The following is a 20300-nucleotide window of genomic DNA, read 5'->3' as shown; positions in this document are numbered from 1 at the left end:
GATAGGATTGTAGCACAAATGTAAATAATTTACACCTTTAAAGATTAAACCGAGGTTAAATCAAGTCCTTTATTGTTATTTTTACGGTAAGAATTTTATTTTTAATAAATGAACTATTTAGCATCTGTAGGAAGCTATGCAATTATGATCCGTGAGGTTTTTAAAAAACCGACCAAATGGAGAATAATGAAGTCACTTATATTCAAGGAAATAGATGAGTTGATTTTTAGCTCGTTAGGTATTATTATTTTTATTTCCTTTTTTATCGGTGCCGTTGTGGCCATACAAACAGCACTTAACCTTACCAACCCCTTAATTCCAAGAGACCTCATTGGTTTTGCAACCCGCCAATCCGTTATTTTAGAGTTTGCACCAACGTTCGTATCTATTATTATGGCCGGTAAAGTAGGTTCTTATATTACATCTAGTATAGGAACTATGCGTGTTACAGAGCAAATAGATGCCTTAGAGGTAATGGGCGTTAACTCATTGAACTATCTAGTTTTTCCGAAAATTATTGCCATGTTATTTTACCCATTTGCCATAGCTATATCTATGTATGTGGGAATTTTTGGCGGATGGATGGCCGGTGTCTTTGGCGGATTTCTAACTAGCGAAAATTTTATAACCGGTTTACAATCAGACTTTGTTCCTTTCCATATAGCATATGCCTTTGTAAAAACATTAATTTTTGCCTTTGTCATTGCAACGATACCTTCGTTTCATGGCTTTTACATGAAAGGTGGTGCTTTAGAAGTTGGTAAGGCCAGCACAACTTCATTTGTTTGGACGAGTGTTGTAATCATCATACTTAATTATATTTTAACCCAACTTTTACTAGGCTAATGATAGAGGTGCGAGACATACACAAATCTTTTGGTAATGCCCATATTCTTAAAGGTATAACCACCACCTTTGAAAAAGGCAAAACCAATTTGGTCATTGGTCAAAGTGGATCGGGAAAAACCGTTTTTCTAAAATGTCTTTTAGGTCTTTTTGTACCAGAAGAAGGTGGTATTGCCTATGATGGCAAATTATATTCTGAACATACGGATGATGAAAAACGCGATTTACGACAAGAAATGGGTATGGTATTCCAAGGTAGTGCCCTTTTTGATAGTATGACTGTTGAAGGCAATGTGATGTTTCCTTTGGAAATGTTTACCAAACAGTCTAAATCTGAAATGAAGGATCGTGTAGATGCCGTTCTAAAAAGAGTAAACCTAATTGATGCGCATCATAAATTTCCTTCTGAGATTTCCGGTGGTATGCAGAAACGTGTAGCCATTGCACGAGCTATTGTAATGAATCCAAAATATTTATTTTGTGATGAACCTAATTCTGGCTTAGACCCAAAAACGGCAATACTTATTGATGACCTTATCAAAGAAATTACCGAAGAATATAACATTACCACGGTCATTAACACTCATGACATGAACTCGGTTATGCAAATTGGCGAGAAAATTATTTTTCTTAAAGACGGACTTTTAGAGTGGGAAGGCTCCAAGAACGAAATCTTCAAAACAGACAACGAGGCCGTTACCAACTTTGTATACTCTTCTGACCTATTTAAGAAAGTACGCCAAATGTATATACAAGAACAAAACTAGTCTTTGGGCATTTCTTTTAATTGAATATTCTTGTTATTTAAACGCAGTCTCAACCACTCTTGCAGTTTGGCCATATCCTTTACGGTTTCGGCACTTTTAGCTTCTTTTTTCCAAGTTACTTCAAACAAAGGTATACTATCGGTCTTGGTAAAATCTGTTGAAATCAAATAAGCATACCCTATACGATCCAAGTTTTCATAATTGGTCTTAGCCTCAAGACTAATCTCTTTAAAAGGAATTTGATTTGATGAAATTTGGTTTAAGCGCATCAACTCATTTTCCAACAACTGAATTTTTTCATCTTTACTGGTCAATATACTTTTCTGAGATTCATATAACTCATTTACGTATTTTAGCTCATTTGCCTCATCACTTCTTGACCCTTGAACTACGGCAAGCTCCGTACCGTTAAGTTGCTTATAATCTGCCATCTGCGTACGCCAAGTAGCAATTACATTTTCTGGTATACCTTCATTGCCCATAAAGAACAATTCAATTTTAGAATTACCATCATCATTATAAACTACCTCACTAAAATCTCTTAGAAATTTACCTTCTCCGGTAAATTGATAAGGTTCTATTTTTTCTGTAATAAATGACTCTGCATCTCTATTGAACAATGATTTTTTAAATACATTGTAAAATGTAAAACCTGCAGGTATCATCACTAAAACAGCCAATAAAGAAGCAAGCCTAGCTATTAATTTTCTCCGTTGTGAATTCACATAACGCACCATGGGGAATTTCAAGAGCTTTATCACCAAGAAGGTTGCCAAGGCTATAAATATGGTATTGATTATAAACAGATACATTGCTCCTGTAGCATACTCAAAATTACCGATCGCCAAACCAAAACCTACGGTACATAAAGGCGGCATTAATGCGGTAGCAATTGCAACACCAAAAATAACACTGGCTATGGTACCTTTTTTAGCACGGGCTATCACCAATGCCAAACCACCAAAAAATGCGATTAGAACATCTCTAATATCTGGCTCGGTTCTTGCCAAAAGCTCTGAAGATTCATCCCTAAGCGGAAAAAAACGATAAAATAAATATGCGGTAATGACACTTAGAACTACCATTACCGCAAAATTCTTTAATGATCTTTTTAAGGTGTCTATATCATTGATCGCCACTGACATTCCTATTCCTAAAATAGGTCCCATTAGCGGTGATATTAACATGGCACCAATTACTACGGCAGTAGAATTGGCATTAAGACCAATAGATGCTATAAATATTGAACAAATCAGAATCCAAGAAGTATGCCCCTTAAAAGGGATATCAGCAATAATAGCTTCTTTTGTTGCCTGCTGATCTGTATTGGTTCTAATATCCAATAACTCAGAAAGAAACTTTTTTACACTACCTAAAAGACCTTGAAAATCTTTTTTTACTTCTTCACTACCACCACCTTCATTACTAGTAGGGGTAATATTATCTTGATTAAGATTGTTCTCCATATTTAAGCGAATTCATCACCAAAGGTATCTTTCACCTTGTTTAAAACTTGTTTGATATCCTGTTCTTTTGTTTTAGGATAAATCAAAAGTACTTCATCTTTATCAACTATGATATAATCATTTAATCCATCTACTACAACCACCTTACCTGCTTTGGACCTTATCATGTTACCACTTGCGTCTTGCGACAATACTTTTGCATTGACTACGGCATTTTTGTCATCATCTTTATCAAGCTTATCATATAAAGAGCCCCAGGTACCTAAATCGTTCCAATCAAAAGTAGCTTCTTTAACATAGATAGCTTTTGAGTTTTCCAAGATTGCGTAATCAATAGAAATATTTTCAGCCTTTGGATAGTTCTCAGAGATGAATTTCTTTTCATCATCTGTATTATAACACACTAAACCATCTCTGAACAATGCATATTGTTTAGGTTGAAAATTTTGAAATGCATTAACGATGGTTTTTGCGCTCCACATAAAAATTCCTGCATTCCATAAAAAGTTACCTTGGGCAAGAAAATCTTTTGCAGTTTCATAATCCGGTTTTTCTCTAAACTGATTTACTTTTTTTATTGGTGCAGTATCAGATTTATTAGACTCTATATACCCAAAACCTGTATTAGGAAAAGAGGGCTTAATACCTAATGTACACAAAACATCTTCAGTTTCGCATTTTTTAAAACATGCTGTAACATCTTTTGCAAAAGCATCTTCATCTTCGATCCAATGATCACTTGGCGCTACGATCATAACTGCATCTTCATTCATTTTCTGAATTTTTAAGGCAGCATACAAAATACAAGGTGCCGTATTTCTCATAGCAGGCTCAAGAACTACCTGTTCTTGTTTTACCATTGGCAATTGCTCTAAAACAAGATCATTATAACGTTCATTGGTTAGTATTAGAATATTCTCGGTAGGTACAAATTTATTTAACCTTTGAAATGTTTTCTGGATAAGGGTATCTCCTGTACCTAACATATCATGAAATTGTTTCGGGTTTTCACTTGTACTTATTGGCCAGAATCTTGATCCTACTCCTCCTGCCATTAAAACGGCATAATAATTTTTGTTCATGTCAGCTTTTTATTAATTCTACTTCAGCATTGGGTTGAAATAAAAACATCCTTCCTGTAGATATTTCTATACACTCATAACGCTTGGTTCGTTTATTTCCTTTTTTAAATAATTTTCCGTTATAGATACGAAAAACGCATCCTATCGGTAATTCGTAAACGTAAGTTTTTTCCGATTGTTGTTCATCAAATTGTTTTAAAGCTATAGATAGTTGAGCGTCTGTACTACTGCTTGCCTTCGGATTCTTAAAATGCCTGGCCAATAACGGTAGTAGCTGCGATGGAAAAATTTCCGGCCTTATAAATGGAATCATTAGATGCTGAAATGTTTTTTTCCATTCCACCCCGTGCGGCTTAATAGCGCGACCATATTTTTCAAAGGCAATTAAATGCGCAATTTCATGAATCAAGGTTATTAAGAACCTATACTTGTTTAAAGAAGCATTTACCGTAATCTGATGATTGCCGTCTTTTCTTCTTCTATAATCTCCATGTCTTGTTACACGTTCATTAACAATCTTTAAATGCACCTGAGTATCTTTAATTAGCTCAAAACAAGGACTAACCGCTAACTCTGGAAGATATTTTGCTAATGTTTGCTGCATTGTTATGGCGTACTACTGCTAACCTGTAAGATTTTACCATTGTACAATTTCTGTCCCTTTAAGGCAAAGTCCATAATATACTCCGCCATTTGTTCAGCACTTACCGGAGCCTCATAACCAGGGAATGCTTCTTCCAACATCTCTGTCTGCACGGCACCTAGGGCCAAAGCATTAAATGAAGGACCGGTTTCCTTAAACTCCTCTGCCAGCAGCTCTGTTAAAGTTAACACCGCCCCTTTACTTGAGCTATAAGCCGAAAGACCGGGAAATTTAGAACTACCCTGTATACCGCCCATAGAACTTATAGTAAGAACGTGACCCTTTTTATTCATAAAAGGAATAATTAATCTGGTCATCGCCGCAACGCCAAAGACGTTAACATCATAAACAGACTTAAATTCTTCTTCCGTTAATTCTAGAAAAGGCTTATTGATAAGTTTGCCCGCATTATTGATCAAGGCCAGGACACTGGCATTTTTTTCGTTCAAAAAACCGGACAACCTATTTCTATCTTCTATCGAAGATACATCAAAAGCGAATGTTTCAATATTGTCATGATCAAGATTCTTTATTGGCTTATCGTTTCTAGAAAGCGCCAAAACTTTATGCCCCGCATCTGCCAATAATTTACTGAGCTCAAATCCAATTCCCCTACTGGTTCCTGTTACTATAATGTATTCCATTAATTATACTTTACTTCTTTTACCTGTGCATTGACAATACCTTCAAGCATTGGTATAGATTCCTTTACAATTACAGCCATAAAATTGAAGTCCATTAACGATGCCTCATCCCCTACCTTGTGATACTCACCAAAGTTGGTAAAATCAAAAGAACTATAAGTTTGTGACGGTATATTAAATTCATCATGAAAAGGTGCATTGTCCGATCGTCTAAATAGATTAAATTCTTTTGCTTTTGGAAGAAACCCTACAAGATTTTTACCTGCGTATTTATTACTGACTTCCGCCAAGTTAGACAACTCATACCCCGTTAAATATAAACTATGGTCTTTATCTATCATTGGTACACCTACCATCTCAAAATTAAGCATGGCATACAGATCAATGTTTTGATCTTTTAATTTTTTAGCCAAATGCTTAGAGCCTACCAAGCCTTTTTCCTCAGCCGTAAAAAGGGCAAAAATTAAACTCCTTTTATTGTTTTTTTGTTTTCCAAAGTATTTTGCAAATTCTAAAACCGTAGTAGTACCCGATGCATTGTCGTTGGCGCCGTTTGCAATTTCATCTTCTACCGTTCCACTGATCAAACCAATATGATCATAATGCGCCCCAATTATCACAAACTCGTTTTTAAGTTTTGGGTCTGTTCCAGGCAAGAAACCTACAACATTATATGCTACACCATCACTATAATTTTCCAATGTATCTTTGAACGAGCCAAAATATGGTTGAATATTATTGTCCTGAAATACGTTTTGTATGTAATCAGCAGCTTTTGCGATTCCTTTGCTACCGGTATCCCTACCCATTAATTCATCGGATGTCAAGAAAGTCATCGTCGCCTCAATATCTTTTGATAAATTATTTAGAGTTACTGTAGAATTTACGCTTTCTAAGCTACTTTCTTGAACATTATCTTTGCTTTCCTGCAAAACCGACCCTTTAACTCCTTTAGGATTGGTTGGGTTCAATACTGTTGACTGATCAACTTTTGCCCCACCACAACCAACAATCAACATATAAAAAAGTACTAACCACGTATGTTTCATTATTTTGTCTTATTTAGGGTATAAAGATAAAAAAAAGCATCCCGATGAAAGGATGCTTATTTAATTCTATTGTTAAATCTCTGTTCTACGCCAACATAGTAACCGGATTCTCCACAAAATATCTTAATGTCTGAAGGAACTGAGCTCCCACAGCGCCATCAACAGTTCTATGATCACAGGCTAGTGTTAATTTCATTGTATTTCCTACAACTATTTCTCCATTTTTAACAACTGGTTTTTCAACAATAGCACCAACTGAAAGTATTGCCGAATTTGGTTGATTGATGATACTTGTAAATTCAAGTATACCGAACATGCCCAAATTAGAAACCGTAAATGTACTACCCTCCATTTCTGACGGTGCAATTTTCTTATTTCTTGCCTTACCGGCCAAATCCTTAACGGCGCTACCAATCTGAGTTAAGCCTAATAAATCTGCATGCTTTACAACTGGCACTACCAAACCTTCATCTACAGCTACAGCCACACCCATGTGTATATGCTTGTGGTGTTTTGTAGTATCTCCGTTCCAAGAAGTATTTACTTGAGGATGCTTTCTAAGCGCCATTGCACAAGCTTTTAATACCATATCATTAAAAGAAACCTTAGTATCTGGAAGACTGTTTATCTGAGCACGTGAAGCTTTTGCATTGTCCATATCTACCTCAATGGTCAAATAGAAATGTGGAGCGTTGAATTTAGAATTTCCTAATGCTTTGGCTATTGCCTTGCGCATATTAGAATTTTTAACTTCTTCAGTACCCTCCTCACCAGATGGCAAAGCCATTGAAACCGGTTGTGAAGCTATTGCATTATCAACTTTTACACTTGCTGAAGCAGCAGGGGCAGCAGTAGACGCACTAGGCGTAAAGTTCTCTATATCTTTCTTGATAATGCGACCATTATCCCCAGATCCGGAAACACTGGCCAAGTCTATACCTTTATCCGCAGCTATTTTCTTAGCCAACGGCGAAGCAAAAATGCGTTCACCATCGTTTACTGGCTTAGCAACCTCTTTCTTTTCTGCCGTCTCGGTAGATTTGCTTTCTTCTTTTTTGGTATCACCAGCAGAACTTTTTTTACTTCCACCAGATTTATTGTTCAAAACAGCATCAACATCGGTTCCTTCAGGACCTATGACCGCCAAAACCGCATCAACAGGAGAAGATTCGCCTTCTTGTAATCCAATATATAATAACTTACCACTGTAGAAAGACTCAAATTCCATTGTAGCCTTATCGGTTTCAATCTCGGCAAGAATGTCTCCCTCTTCAACATCGTCACCAACTTTTTTCAACCAACTTGCAACGGTACCTTCTTCCATGGTATCACTTAAGCGCGGCATCTTAACGATTTCAACTCCTTCCGGTACTTCGCCCGAACCTTGCTCCTCATTATCATCAGAAGAAGATTCAGTTACAGAAGCTTCCTCAGAGCTATCTTCTGAAGTAGAAGCACCGCCTCCTCCATTGATCAAAGAAGAAATATCCTCGCCTTCCTCACCTATAATTGCCAAAAGACTATCAACCGGAGCAGTATCTCCTTCTTGAATACCAATATGCAATAATGTGCCTTCATTAAAAGATTCGAATTCCATCGTCGCCTTATCGGTTTCGATTTCTGCCAATATATCTCCTTCTTCTATTTTATCACCAACGCTTTTTAACCATTTAGCTACGGTACCTTCTTCCATGGTATCGCTTAAACGGGGCATGTTCACTACTATAGCCATCTAATTACAATTTATGTTGAACAAATGGAAAATCCTCTTGTTCGTAAACCATATCATATAATTGGTTTACCGGTGGATAATCTGATTCTTCTGCAAACTTTTCGCATTCCTTAACCATTGATTTGACTTTTTTGTCAATTTCTTTGATTTCAGCTTCTGTTGCGTATTTATTTTCTTTGATTATATCCAATACCTGAGTAATTGGATCTATCTTTTTGTATTCTTCAACCTCGTCCTTGGTTCTGTAATGTTGCGCATCTGACATGGAATGACCTCTATACCTGTACGTCTTCATTTCTAGGAAAGTTGGTCCACCACCACTACGTGCTCTTTCAATAGCTTTACTCATTTCCTGAGCAACTGTTACAGGGTTCATACCATCAACTGGTCCACAAGGCATTTCATAACCTAAACCTAATTTCCAGATTTCCGTAGAAAAAGAAGTTCTTGCTACCGAAGTACCCATTGCATAACCGTTATTCTCACAGATAAAAACTACTGGCAATTGCCATAACATGGCCAAGTTGAAAGTTTCATGTAATGAACCTTGTCTTACGGCACCATCACCCATATAACATAAGGTAACATTATCCCTACCTGCATATTTATCACCAAAAGCCATACCAGCACCTAGAGGAATTTGCCCCCCTACGATTCCATGACCTCCATGAAAACGATGCTCTTTAGAAAATATGTGCATAGATCCTCCCATACCTTTAGAAGTACCCGTAACCTTGCCATAAAGTTCAGCCATAACCATTTTAGGGTCTACACCCATACCAATTGGTTGAACATGGTTTCTGTAAGCGGTTATCATTCGGTCCTTGGTCAGGTCCATTGCATGAAGAGCTCCTGCCAATACGGCTTCTTGCCCATTATACAAATGCAAAAACCCTCTTACCTTTTGCTGAATGTACACAGCAGCCAATTTATCTTCAAACTTTCTCCAAAACAGCATGTCCTCATACCATTTTAAATACGTTTCCTTGGTGATTTTTTTCATCAATTTTAACTAAAGGTTTAAATTCTATGTTTGGTAACTAAGGCATTATGACCTAGGTATCCAAGAAGAGCAAAAATACACATATTAATGAATCGATAAAAATTATAGAAGCAAATCGAGCCAGAAATTATATGCTTAACAAATAAACTATATAACGTGTTTATTTACAATACTTTTTGCAAGTTTTCTTAATTTAAAAAGCTGCTATTAAAGCCAAGCGGCAATAAATCTGCAAGAGAATTACATTCAATTACACTGCCGGTCTCGCCCATTAATAAAATTTTAATAGGTTCTTGCTGTCTAAATTCATATTCTGAAATTGCCTGTCTGCAATTACCACAAGGTGCAGCAGGTTCGTTTACTTCATGATTTAAAGATGCGGCCGTAATTGCTATTGCCTTGATCTTCATGCCAGGATATTTTGAACCGGCATAGAAAACCGCAACCCTTTCTGCACATAGCCCGGAAGGATATGATGCATTCTCCTGATTATTGCCCTCTATAATTTCACCGTTCTCCAACAATACAGATGCCCCTACATTAAAACTAGAATAAGGCGCATAAGCTCTTTTTCTAGCCTTTACGGCAACGGACATTAAATTCTGATCTCCGCTACTAAGTTCGCTCAACGAATCGTATACCGTAATATCAAAGCTTATTTTCTTTTGGCTGATCATATTTTTATTTTGTTTTTCAATCTACAAATATAAACCTGTTGCCAATAGTAATTGAAGCGAAAAAACGTATGGACATAAAAAAAAAACCTGCACAAAGCAGGTTTTATATGTATAAAAATCTATCATTTCAATTAATCGTTATAAAACTCTTCGCCCAAATTAAAGGTAAGAGAAAAACGTAGTGTATTTTCCAGTGGATTTCTAACCTGAGATGTAGAGAACAAGTAAGACAGATCAACTTGCGCCGCTTTAAATTTAAAACCGGCACCTAACGTAAAGAACTTTCTAGAACCTTTTTCTTCACTTTCATTAAAATAACCGGTTCTTAGCATGAATGCATCTTGATATGTATACTCTGCCCCTAGTGCCCATGTAAACTCTTTTAATTCTTCACCAAAACCATCGGGCGCATCAGAAAAAGAATTGAAAATTCCACTAAATCCGCTTTCATTTTGATAGATATCCCTATCTGCGGCATCCAAATCGCCATCATTGTCAAAATCTTGCGGAGTTGGCACCAATAGTTTCGTAAATTCCGTTGTTATACCGATAACGTTATCCTGATCAAGTATAAAATCAAAACCTCCGCCAAAACTTAATTTACTAGGCAGAAAATTCTCTTGTCCACCAGCATCATAACGTATTTTACCACCTATGTTGGAAAGGTTGAAACCTGCCCTCCATCTACCATCAAAATTATTATACGCAATTTCTCTAGACCTATAAAATCCCGCAACATCTACAGCAAATGAGTTTGCTGCCTGAGAATCTACATTAGCATCTGGAAACTTTAAGTTTGAGCTAATGAAACGCCCACCAACGGCCATGGAAAAAGTTGGACTTAATTTTAAGGAATAAGAGCCATCAAGCGCCAATTCATTTGGCTTAACAACAAAACCATCATCATCAAACGACTGTCTTAATTCTATTTCCCCCAGAGTAAAGTACCTTAAACTAACGGCAAAGGCACTCTGCTCATTTAATTTGTTATAAAAACTTGCGTTTAACAACGAAATATCGGTAATAATACTTTCTAAATACGGAGTATAACTAACACCTATTCCCATTTTTTGTTCCGCAAAAGCAAACTTGGCCGGGTTCCACTGTTGCGAGAAAGCATCTGTGGATGTTGCAACACCCATATCACCCATACCTGCAGACCTTGCATCTGCCGCAATGGTTAGAAAAGGTACAGCCGTGGTAATTACACGATCACCATCTTGCGCAAAAATCTTACCTATTATTAATACAAAGAAAATTATTGAAATTTTTCGCATCAGAATTTTTACATTTAGTAATAAGAACGAAATATACCGTATAAATATATTTACAATTATTATTTTACATGTAAACGCTGTTTTTCACGTTATCTTGTATCAGCAACAAGTTTTTTGTAAGAATTTGCCATCACAGTTTTCTAGCATGCTTTACGAGGGTTGTTTTTGCCCAAAAAAATATACTTGTTTATCCTTTCTAAAAGAATTATCCAAAACCATACTAATTAATAGTTTTCAGCGTTTACCTATTTAAGCGAGCGAAATTTTATTGACAGTTTGCCATGAGATTTTTAAAATTATTTTTAATTGTAAAATAATCTCATCAAAACACCGTTCTATTGAGCGAAAGTGACGAACAAATTAAAAGAAATTACAGTATCATATTCTATAGCTACCAAACTATTATAGAGTGTGTAAATTGAACTCAAGTCCTAATTATGAAAAAACATTTAATAAAAGTTGTACTCTCATGCACGGTATTAGTAGGAGGTTTTACAGTAAGTAGCTGTTCTAAATCCTCATCTGGAAAAAATACCTCTAGAGCTACAGGTTGGAAAATAAATGCCAAAGAAGGTGGTTTTCAATACAATACCGATTTTAAAGAGCAGGAAACCGCTCCAGGACTGGTATTTGTTGAAGGTGGTACATTTACCAAGGGTAAGGTACAAGATGATGTAATGCATGATTGGAACAATACCCCAACAGCACAGCACGTTCAATCTTTTTATATGGATGAAACCGAGGTAACCAATGTAATGTATTTGGAATACCTTGATTACTTAAAGAGTGTTTACCCTCCAGAAAATCCTAAGTATACCAATATTTATGTTGGTGCTTTACCAGATACATTGGTTTGGAGAAATAGATTAGGCTTTAACGAGACTATGACAAACAATTACCTGAGACACCCTGCATACGCAGAATACCCTGTAGTTGGCGTAAACTGGATCCAAGCTACACAATTTGCCGAATGGAGAACGGATCGTGTAAACGAAGTTATGTTAGAAAGGGAAGGTTACTTATCTGAAGATGCCAAATACCAAGCAGCTACAGGTGAAGTTCAAGGTACTTTCAGTACAGAAGCTTACCTAAACAGACCAGAATCTGTTTATAACGGACAAATTGATTCTTTACAAGGAAAAATGAAAAAAGATAGTACATCTACTTTTGCAAAAAGAAGTAGCGGTATTATTATGCCAGAATATAGATTACCTACAGAAACTGAATGGGAATATGCCGCTCAGGCTCAAGTTGGTCAAAGAGAATACAACAACTACAGAGGCAGAAAAAAATATCCTTGGGAAGGTGATTATACTCGTAACGGACAACGTGTAGGTAGAGGTGATCAATTAGCGAACTTCAAGCAAGGTAAGGGTGATTATGGCGGAATTGCAGGTTGGTCAGATGATGGTGCCGATATTACCGCTCAAGTTATGTCTTACAAGCCAAACGATTTAGGTCTTTACGATATGGCAGGTAACGTTGCAGAATGGGTAGCGGATGTTTATAGACCAATAGTAGATGACGAAGTAAGTGATTTCAATTACTACAGAGGTAATATTTATATGAAGAGCGCTATTGGCGAAGATGGTAAAGTAAATATTCTTAGAGATTCTATAGTATACGATACGTTGCCAAACGGTAAAGTTGTTGCCGTAAACTTACCAGGTGAAATAAAAATGGTACCCGTTGATGAAGAAGAAACTTATTTAAGAACAAACTTCTCTTCTAGTGACAACAGAGGATATAGAGATGGTGATGCCGGTTCTTCAAGATTCTATGACAGATTTAGTGATGACGAAGAGGAAGATGAAAGCAAAAAAATGTACAACTCTCCTAAGCATTCTGTTGAAAGAGATTCTTTAGGAAATCTTGTAAAAAATTATGACTCTTCTAATAATAGAACTACATTGATCAATGATGAAGTAAGAGTTTACAAAGGTGGTTCTTGGAGAGATAGAGCTTACTGGTTAGACCCAGCACAAAGAAGATATTTGCCACAATATATGGCTACCGATTATATTGGTTTTAGATGTGCTATGTCTAGAGTTGGCTCTAAGTCTAAAACAAAAAACAAAACAGTAAGAGGAAAAAAAGCTAAATAATTTTTCTCTTTACAAACTAAAAAAGCCCCTTATTTAAGGGGCTTTTTTTATCTTCGATTTTATGAATATTCAAGATTTACATGCTGCTTTTTTAGCAAACCCATCAGTAAGTACAGATACCAGAAAAATTAATAAAAACGATATCTTCTTCGCTTTAAAGGGAGAGAATTTCAATGGTAACGCTTACGCCCAACAAGCTCTTGACAACGGCGCTAGTTTAGTTGTGATTGATGAAAAAAAATACTTCGTCGATAAAAGAACAATAATCGTAGATGATGTTTTACAAACATTGCAACAGTTGGCCAATTATCATAGAAAGCAAAGTAAAGCGCAAATAATCAGTCTTACAGGTAGCAATGGAAAAACAACTACCAAAGAATTAATAAATGCGGTACTTAGCACTACTTACGCTACAATTGCCACAAAAGGCAATCTAAACAATCATATTGGCGTACCACTTACATTATTGAATATAAAGGCAGATACTGAAATTGCCATAGTGGAAATGGGGGCAAACCACCAAAAAGAAATTGAATTTCTATGCTCTATTGCCGAACCGGATTTTGGATACATCACTAATTTCGGTAAAGCCCACTTAGAGGGTTTTGGAGGCGTTGAGGGAGTTATAAAAGGCAAAAGCGAACTATATGATTATCTAACCTCCCATAAAAAATCCGTCTTTTTAAATGCTGATGATACCATACAAATGGAGAAACTCTCTTCATATACCAAAAAATATGGTTTTAGCACACTAAACCCTCAATATTACAATATAGAATTATTAGAAGCACAACCGTTCGTTACCATTTCAGTTGAAGAAATTATTATTAAATCTAATTTGATCGGTACTTACAATTTTTCCAATTGTTGCGCTGCGATCATTATGGGCAAGTTTTTTAATGTTGGTTTAAACAAAGTAAAGGAAGCAATTGAAAATTACACACCGGACAATAACAGATCACAAATAATAAATAAAAGCGGACACTACATTATTCTAGATGCTTATAACGCCAACCCATCTAGCATGAAAGTGGCGTTGGAAAATTTCAACACACTACAGAAAGACCAAAAAGTTTTAATTTTAGGTGACATGTTCGAATTGGGAGCATCTGCTAAAGAAGAACATCAAAACATTGCCGATCTAGCCAAGCACCTAAACTTTGAAAATATACTATTAGTAGGTGAAAATTTTTATTTGACCGATACCGAAACTATTAAATTGAAAAACTTTGATGCTTTAAAAATGTATTTAAAAGAAAACAACCTAAAACCCGAATCAAGTATATTAATAAAAGGATCTAGAGGCATGGCACTAGAGCGCGTACTTGAATTGATATAAAACTATTCTATTATCTTGACGACACTGCCACAGGTGAGCATTTTATCCCCAAAATATGGATTTTGAATAGCTTTTTCCAAACTGAGCCAGTCTGCGCCGGTGTTGCTGTTGGCCATTGGACAATGCTGAACATATATTGGACTTTCCAAACCAATCACATACGATGAAATTGCTATAAAATCTTCTGACAGCTTTTTAAACTCTACCCTAATCCCTTCTAAGCTTTTTTGATTTACGATTAGTGCCAATGAAGAATCGGCAGCACCTAAATGGGTATTTAAAACACTATCTACGTTGTTTTTGCCAATTATAGAACTTAACGAATTTTTCAATTTTATGGCAAGCGCTATAGTTTGCCCTTTGTTAGAATTGACCAATTCATTTTTCAATTTAAAATACACATTAAGCGCCTCTTTTAGTTTTTCATTTTGTTGATTGGTCAACTTACTCAAATGATTATTTTTAATGGCCTTTTTATGAAAATCTTCATCATTTGAGTACATCATTGAATTTTTACCCTGTAATTGCGCTGCGGCATCAATAACAAAAGCACCGTTTGTTACAATTTCATCTCCTGTTTCAAGACCATCTAAAACAATATAGCTATCACCAACTACCCCTCCTAATTTCACTCGCAACAATTCAAATACCGGTTTGGCTACATCGGCTTTTTTATAAACCACCGAACGCTCTCCTGTCCAGAGAACAGCACTTTTGGGCACCGTTAATAATTGTTCATCATCACTATCCACTTGAACCTTGCCTTCAATGAACATTCCCGGTTTCCATTTTCCATCTTTATTCGCAATATTGGCCCTTACCGATACCACTCTTCTGCCCCTATCTAAAATAGGCTCTATAAAAGATATCTTTGCAAGGATTGTCTCGCCCTTGAATGCTTCTGAACTTATTTCTATTTCCTGCCCTATTTTCAATAATGGCATCTGATTTTCATAAGCTTGAAAAACACCCCAAACAGTAGACAATTTAGAAACTTTAAACAATGGGTCGCCTTGTTTGAAATAATTGCCCTCTGATGCCAAAATTTCCACGACGGTTCCTGAAACATCCGCTACCAAAGGAAAATTTTTAATAGGTTTACCTGTTTTCAATAAATCCTCGATCTGTTGATCTGTCAATTTCCAAAGACCCAATGTATTTCTTGCCGCTGCATATAATTTCTCATGAGTATCCTTGTATGAAGCCGATGTCAATAATTTATCTTGGGCCAAATAAAGATCAGGACTATAAATAGTTCCTATCACTTGACCTTTTTTTACGTACTCACCAATGTAATTTACTTCTAGCTTATCTAAACGACCATCAAACAAGGTTGTCTGCGTAGCATTGGTCTTATCATTAGAAGTAATTTCACCAGATAACGATATTTCTCCATTTTTACTATCCAGACCAATTATACTTGTTTGCACATTTGCTAACGCTACGGCCCGTTCACTCATCTCAAACAGATTATCGGAATCCAGGCTACTATCATTTTTTGCTTTCACAAGGTCCATTCCGCAAATTGGACATGTACTTTTTTTTGAACTTACCACACTAGGGTGCATAGAGCAGGTATACGAATCTTCTTCCATGTGCTCAACGGAAACCGCGGTTTTATCGCTTTTTGATTCTCCAAAAAACAAATACCCTAACAGCAAACCTACAAGCAATAGTGCTACATAGAATACATACTTTTTATATTTATCCAAGCTGATCATTCCTTAACTTCTCTTTTTAATTTCAATTCCTGCCAAAAACTGTAAAGTACAGGGACTATCAATAATGTCACCAACGCCACTAGCATTCCGCCAAACCCGGGAATTGCCATTGGTATTAGTATATCCTTTCCATGACCCTTGGCAGTCAAAACAGGTATAAGTGCCAATAATGTTGTTGCAGTGGTCATTAAACAAGGCCTTATCCTTTTTTTACCAGCTTCTAAGACCGCCTTCCTAACTTCTTCTATAGTATTTGGTTTCACCTTTTTAAAACTCTGCTTTAAATAGGTTGCAATAACCACACCATCATCTGTTGCTATACCGAATAAAGCTATAAAACCTACCCATACCGCAACACTCATGTTTACTGTTTTTACATTAAATACATTTCTTAAACTATTGCCTAAAAAACTAAAATTTAAAAACCAGTCTTGCCCATAAAGCCATAACATCATAAAACCACCTGCAAAAGCTACCGCTACACCAGAAAATATCATTAATGAAACAGTTAATGATCTAAACTGAAGATATAGAATAAACAAAATTGCCAACAAAACCAACGGTACAATTACCGCCAATGTCTTTTCTGCATGTAGATTATTCTCGTACGTTCCCGCAAATCTAAACCGTACCCCATCTGGCAAAATCAATTCCCCATCAGTAATTTTATCTTCAATAATTTTCTTTACGTTTTCTACTACGGTAACATTGGCCAAACCTTCTATTTTATCAAATAGAACATAACCGGTTAAAAAACCATCCTCACTTTTTATTATTTGAGGACCTTTTTCAAAATTTATTTGCGCTACCTCTGATAGGGGAATGGAACTACCGTCCGGTAAGGACACAATTATATTTTGTAAATCTTTTGGGGCAGACCGTAATTCTCGTGGGTAACGTATCGTTACATCAAACCTTTCCCTACCTTCAATTGTCTGTGTCAATACCTTTCCTCCTATTGCAGATTCTAAAATTTCTTGTAATTCATTTATAGTAATGCCGTATCTAGCAGCTTTATCCCTATCAAAAATTACATTTAAATACGGCTTTGCCACAATTCTATCTGAAAACACCGAAGCTTTATCTACTTCTCCAATTTTTTTCAATTCCTTCTCCAGTGAACGGCCAAAACTTTGAATAGACTTAAGATCAGGACCAAAAATCTTTATCCCCATAGAAGATCGCATTCCTGTTTGAAGCATTACCAATCTAGTTTCTATTGGCTGTAATTGAGGAGCCGATGTAACTCCTGGTATTTTGGTGACATTCACTATTTCATTCCAAATATCATCCGGGTTGTGAATATGGGACCTCCAATTTCTATAATATTTCCCATCAGCATCCAGTATTAATTCGTCTTGAGAAATTCCTGATCCCCAAGGCACAAATTCACCATTAACAGTTTCAAACAGATCTTCATCATTTGTTTTAAAAGAAAGCGGGCTACCACCTTCATCCAACATAAATTCCGTCTTATAAATTATCACATTTTCAAACATGGATAATGGAGCGGGATCTAAAGCTGAATTTACACGCCCTGCCTTACCTACAACGGTTTCAACCTCTGGTATAGACACAACCGCCATATCTAATTGCTGTAGTAATTTCTTATTTTCAGAAATACCTGTATGGGCAGTGGAGGTAGGCATCAACAAAAATGAGCCTTCATTTAACTTTGGCATAAATTCCTTTCCTAAATTCACATAAACCAAAGACCCCAGAACCAACAACAAAATAGGCATACTTAAGAACTGTAGTTTATGTGCCATAGCCCAAAGTAAAATTCTTTCATAGTACCTATAAAAAAAGTAAAGCACCCCTAACACCCCAATTGATATCAGTAATACGAACAAAAGGTCCGCAAGGTAATTATTATCAAACCCTAACGGATTCCAATAGTAGGTCAACACTAATAAAGTCGTTATTACAATATAAACAATTCTAATCTTCTCAAAATTTTCCTTTTTAAGAATACCGTAACAATGCATTAGATTAATGACCATTAACCCAACTAGAACCAGACCTATCCAAAATCCAGAAATAATTATACACAAACCCAATAAACCTATTACATAAGAACCAAAGCCTTTGGGTTTTATATTTTTAAAATTTACACTATACCATTTTGCAATTAATGGCGGAATAACCAATAACGATAATAACATTGCCGCTAACAATGCTGCTGTTTTAGTAAATGCCAACGGGGTAAAAAGTCTGCCTTCTTCGCCTGAAAGTACAAATACCGGAATAAAACTTAAAATAGTGGTCAACCCTGCAGTTACTATAGCTCCTGAAACTTCATTGACACCTTCTATGACCAGTTCATCAACAGACTTGTTTTTTATAGGCTGTTCTAATTTTTGAACAATATTTTCAGATAGAATTATACCCAGATCAACCATGGTACCGATCGCTATTGCTATACCGGACAGTGCTACAATGTTTGCCTCAACTTTAAACAATTTCATGGCTATGAACACCATAAGCACAGCAACTGGCAATAATGCAGAAATAATTACGGATATTTTAAGGTTACGCAACATAACCAAGACCACTAAAACTGATATTAAAATCTCTAAGTACAAAGCAGAACTTAGGGTACCTAGCGTATCTTTAATTAACTCCGTTCTATCGTAAAAAGGTACTATTGTCAATTTAGAAATGGAACCATCCTTTAATTCCTTAACGGGCATACCCTTCTCTAATTCCTTGATTTTTTGTTTGACGGAAGCTATTACTTTTTGCGGGTTTGAGCCATATCTACTTACTACCACACCGCCAACAACCTCAGCACCTTCCTTGTCCAAGATACCTCTACGCTCTTTAGGACCTAAAGTAACATTGGCAATGTCTTTAATTTTAATTGGAACAAAGTCATTGGAAACAACAACCGTACTTTCTATATCATCGATCTTTTTTACCAAACCTAACCCACGAATTAGATATTCGGCATTATTTATTTCTATCGTATTTGCGCCAACATTTTTATTGGTCTCTTTAATGGCCTTTACCACATCTTTCAATGCAATCTCATATTGACGCATTAATTGTGGATTTACCTCAATTTGATATTCTTGAATATGGCCACCAATAGAAGAAACTTCAGAGACATCTTCAGCAGAGGCAAGTGCATTTTTAACATAAAAATCCTGTATTTTCCTTAGTTCATGCAAATCCCATCCTCCGGTAACTTTTCCGTTTTCGTCCCTACCCTCAAGGGTGTACCAGAATAATTGACCCAGAGCAGTAGCATCCGGTCCTAATTTTGGATTTGCATCCGCAGGCAATAAATCTACCGGCAGACTATTTAATTTCTCTAAAATTCTACTACGACTCCAGTAAAATTCAATATCATCTTCAAATATCAAGTAAATAGTAGAAAAACCGAACATTGATGAACTACGAACAGATTTAACCCCCGGAAGCCCTAAAAGATGTGAGGTAAGAGGGTAAGTAATTTGATCTTCAATATCTTGAGGAGATTGCCCTTGCCATTCTGTAAATACTATTTGTTGGTTGTCCCCAAGATTAGGAATTGCATCAACAGAAACGGGATTAGATCCAATTAAAATACCATCAACATTAAAAGGAGCACTGATCAATCCCCATAGCAAAAGCACCAATAACATTACAAATGCTATTAATTTATTTTGTACAAGATATTTAATTAACCCGTTTAACATAAACCCAATTCACTTACTCGTTCTTTTTAAACCATAAGCCTCTGATAATAAACGAAGGAAACAACCATAGATTGTAGAAAGAAGGCAACTATTTAACTTGAATAAAAGAAACAATGCCTATCTGAAAATTTAGATCAATCCGATAAAAAATGTGGGATATACTGGATTCGAACCGGTGACCTCTGCCCTGTCAAGGCAGCGCTCTAAACCAACTGAGCTAATATCCCCTCAAAATCTTTTTAGAAAAGCAAAGATACCATTAATCT

General features: G+C 36.1%; 15 protein-coding genes and 1 tRNA gene. 4 read left to right on the top strand and 12 right to left on the bottom strand.

Going from position 1 to position 20300, the window contains the following annotated elements; translation table 11 throughout:
• The first annotated feature begins 108 nt into the window (after positions 1-108).
• Together QZ657_RS09775 and QZ657_RS09770 are read left to right on the top strand one after the other, a co-directional pair.
• Positions 109-846, top strand: a complete 738-nt coding sequence (locus QZ657_RS09775; protein WP_276473460.1) for an MlaE family ABC transporter permease — start codon at positions 109-111, stop codon at positions 844-846.
• Positions 846-1613 carry an ABC transporter ATP-binding protein gene (locus QZ657_RS09770; protein ID WP_291960584.1) on the top strand — a complete coding sequence of 256 codons (768 nt, stop codon included), beginning with the start codon at positions 846-848 and terminating at the stop codon, positions 1611-1613. Before QZ657_RS09775 ends, QZ657_RS09770 begins: the two co-directional genes overlap by 1 nt.
• Here QZ657_RS09770 and QZ657_RS09765 read toward each other — a convergent pair.
• The 9 genes from QZ657_RS09765 to porV all read right to left on the bottom strand — a co-directional run bounded on the left by QZ657_RS09765 (position 1610) and on the right by porV (position 11186).
• The gene (locus QZ657_RS09765; protein ID WP_291960586.1) at positions 1610-3079 is read right to left on the bottom strand and encodes a DUF389 domain-containing protein; all 1470 of its coding nucleotides are present in this window, start codon (positions 3077-3079) and stop codon (positions 1610-1612) included. The two genes, QZ657_RS09770 and QZ657_RS09765, sit on opposite strands and share 4 nt — an antisense overlap.
• 2 nt (positions 3080-3081) lie before the next feature.
• Positions 3082-4161, bottom strand: coding sequence for a mannose-1-phosphate guanylyltransferase (locus QZ657_RS09760; protein WP_291966588.1), 1080 nt, complete (start codon positions 4159-4161; stop codon positions 3082-3084).
• Position 4162: 1 nt separating this feature from the next.
• Positions 4163-4765 (bottom strand): SprT-like domain-containing protein, encoded by a 603-nt coding sequence (locus QZ657_RS09755; RefSeq protein WP_276473456.1) that lies wholly within the window; start codon positions 4763-4765, stop codon positions 4163-4165.
• Between the two features lie 2 nt (positions 4766-4767).
• A complete protein-coding gene (locus tag QZ657_RS09750; RefSeq protein WP_291960589.1) occupies positions 4768-5448 on the bottom strand; it encodes an SDR family NAD(P)-dependent oxidoreductase in 681 nt (226 codons plus the stop codon).
• Positions 5448-6497: a M28 family metallopeptidase gene (locus QZ657_RS09745; RefSeq protein WP_291960590.1), complete on the bottom strand. Its 1050-nt coding sequence runs from the start codon at positions 6495-6497 to the stop codon at positions 5448-5450. The genes QZ657_RS09750 and QZ657_RS09745 overlap by 1 nt, the downstream gene beginning before the upstream one ends.
• Before the next feature lie 85 nt (positions 6498-6582).
• Entirely contained in the window at positions 6583-8229 is a 1647-nt protein-coding gene (locus QZ657_RS09740; RefSeq protein WP_291966586.1) for a pyruvate dehydrogenase complex dihydrolipoamide acetyltransferase, read from the bottom strand.
• A gap of 4 nt (positions 8230-8233) precedes the next feature.
• A complete protein-coding gene (gene pdhA / locus QZ657_RS09735) occupies positions 8234-9232 on the bottom strand; it encodes a pyruvate dehydrogenase (acetyl-transferring) E1 component subunit alpha (protein WP_276473452.1) in 999 nt (332 codons plus the stop codon).
• A gap of 188 nt (positions 9233-9420) precedes the next feature.
• Complete coding sequence (cdd, locus tag QZ657_RS09730; protein ID WP_412759654.1) at positions 9421-9909, bottom strand: cytidine deaminase; 489 nt, start codon at positions 9907-9909, stop codon at positions 9421-9423.
• A 131-nt stretch (positions 9910-10040) separates the two neighbouring features.
• Positions 10041-11186 (bottom strand): type IX secretion system outer membrane channel protein PorV, encoded by a 1146-nt coding sequence (gene porV / locus QZ657_RS09725; protein ID WP_291960594.1) that lies wholly within the window; start codon positions 11184-11186, stop codon positions 10041-10043.
• 437 nt (positions 11187-11623) lie between these two features.
• On the opposite strand from porV, the gene gldJ reads away from it, so the two are divergent.
• The gene (gldJ, locus tag QZ657_RS09720) at positions 11624-13291 is read left to right on the top strand and encodes a gliding motility lipoprotein GldJ (protein ID WP_276473449.1); all 1668 of its coding nucleotides are present in this window, start codon (positions 11624-11626) and stop codon (positions 13289-13291) included.
• Between the two features lie 61 nt (positions 13292-13352).
• Positions 13353-14630 (top strand): UDP-N-acetylmuramoyl-tripeptide--D-alanyl-D-alanine ligase, encoded by a 1278-nt coding sequence (locus QZ657_RS09715; RefSeq protein WP_276473448.1) that lies wholly within the window; start codon positions 13353-13355, stop codon positions 14628-14630.
• Positions 14631-14632: 2 nt separating this feature from the next.
• Here QZ657_RS09715 and QZ657_RS09710 read toward each other — a convergent pair whose 3' ends face one another.
• The 3 genes from QZ657_RS09710 to QZ657_RS09700 all read right to left on the bottom strand — a co-directional run bounded on the left by QZ657_RS09710 (position 14633) and on the right by QZ657_RS09700 (position 20261).
• Entirely contained in the window at positions 14633-16351 is a 1719-nt protein-coding gene (locus tag QZ657_RS09710) for an efflux RND transporter periplasmic adaptor subunit (RefSeq protein WP_291966584.1), read from the bottom strand.
• The gene (locus QZ657_RS09705; RefSeq protein WP_291966582.1) at positions 16348-20034 is read right to left on the bottom strand and encodes an efflux RND transporter permease subunit; all 3687 of its coding nucleotides are present in this window, start codon (positions 20032-20034) and stop codon (positions 16348-16350) included. The genes QZ657_RS09710 and QZ657_RS09705 overlap by 4 nt, the downstream gene beginning before the upstream one ends.
• A 152-nt stretch (positions 20035-20186) precedes the next feature.
• Positions 20187-20261, bottom strand: a tRNA-Val gene (locus QZ657_RS09700).
• Between the last annotated feature and the right edge of the window lie 39 nt (positions 20262-20300).

It is taken from the genome of Maribacter sp., assembly GCA_020629415.1.
Lineage (GTDB): Bacteria > Bacteroidota > Bacteroidia > Flavobacteriales > Flavobacteriaceae > Maribacter > Maribacter huludaoensis.
The sequence above is the reverse complement of the archived record's forward strand: the minus strand, read 5'-3'. Positions and strand labels throughout refer to the sequence as shown.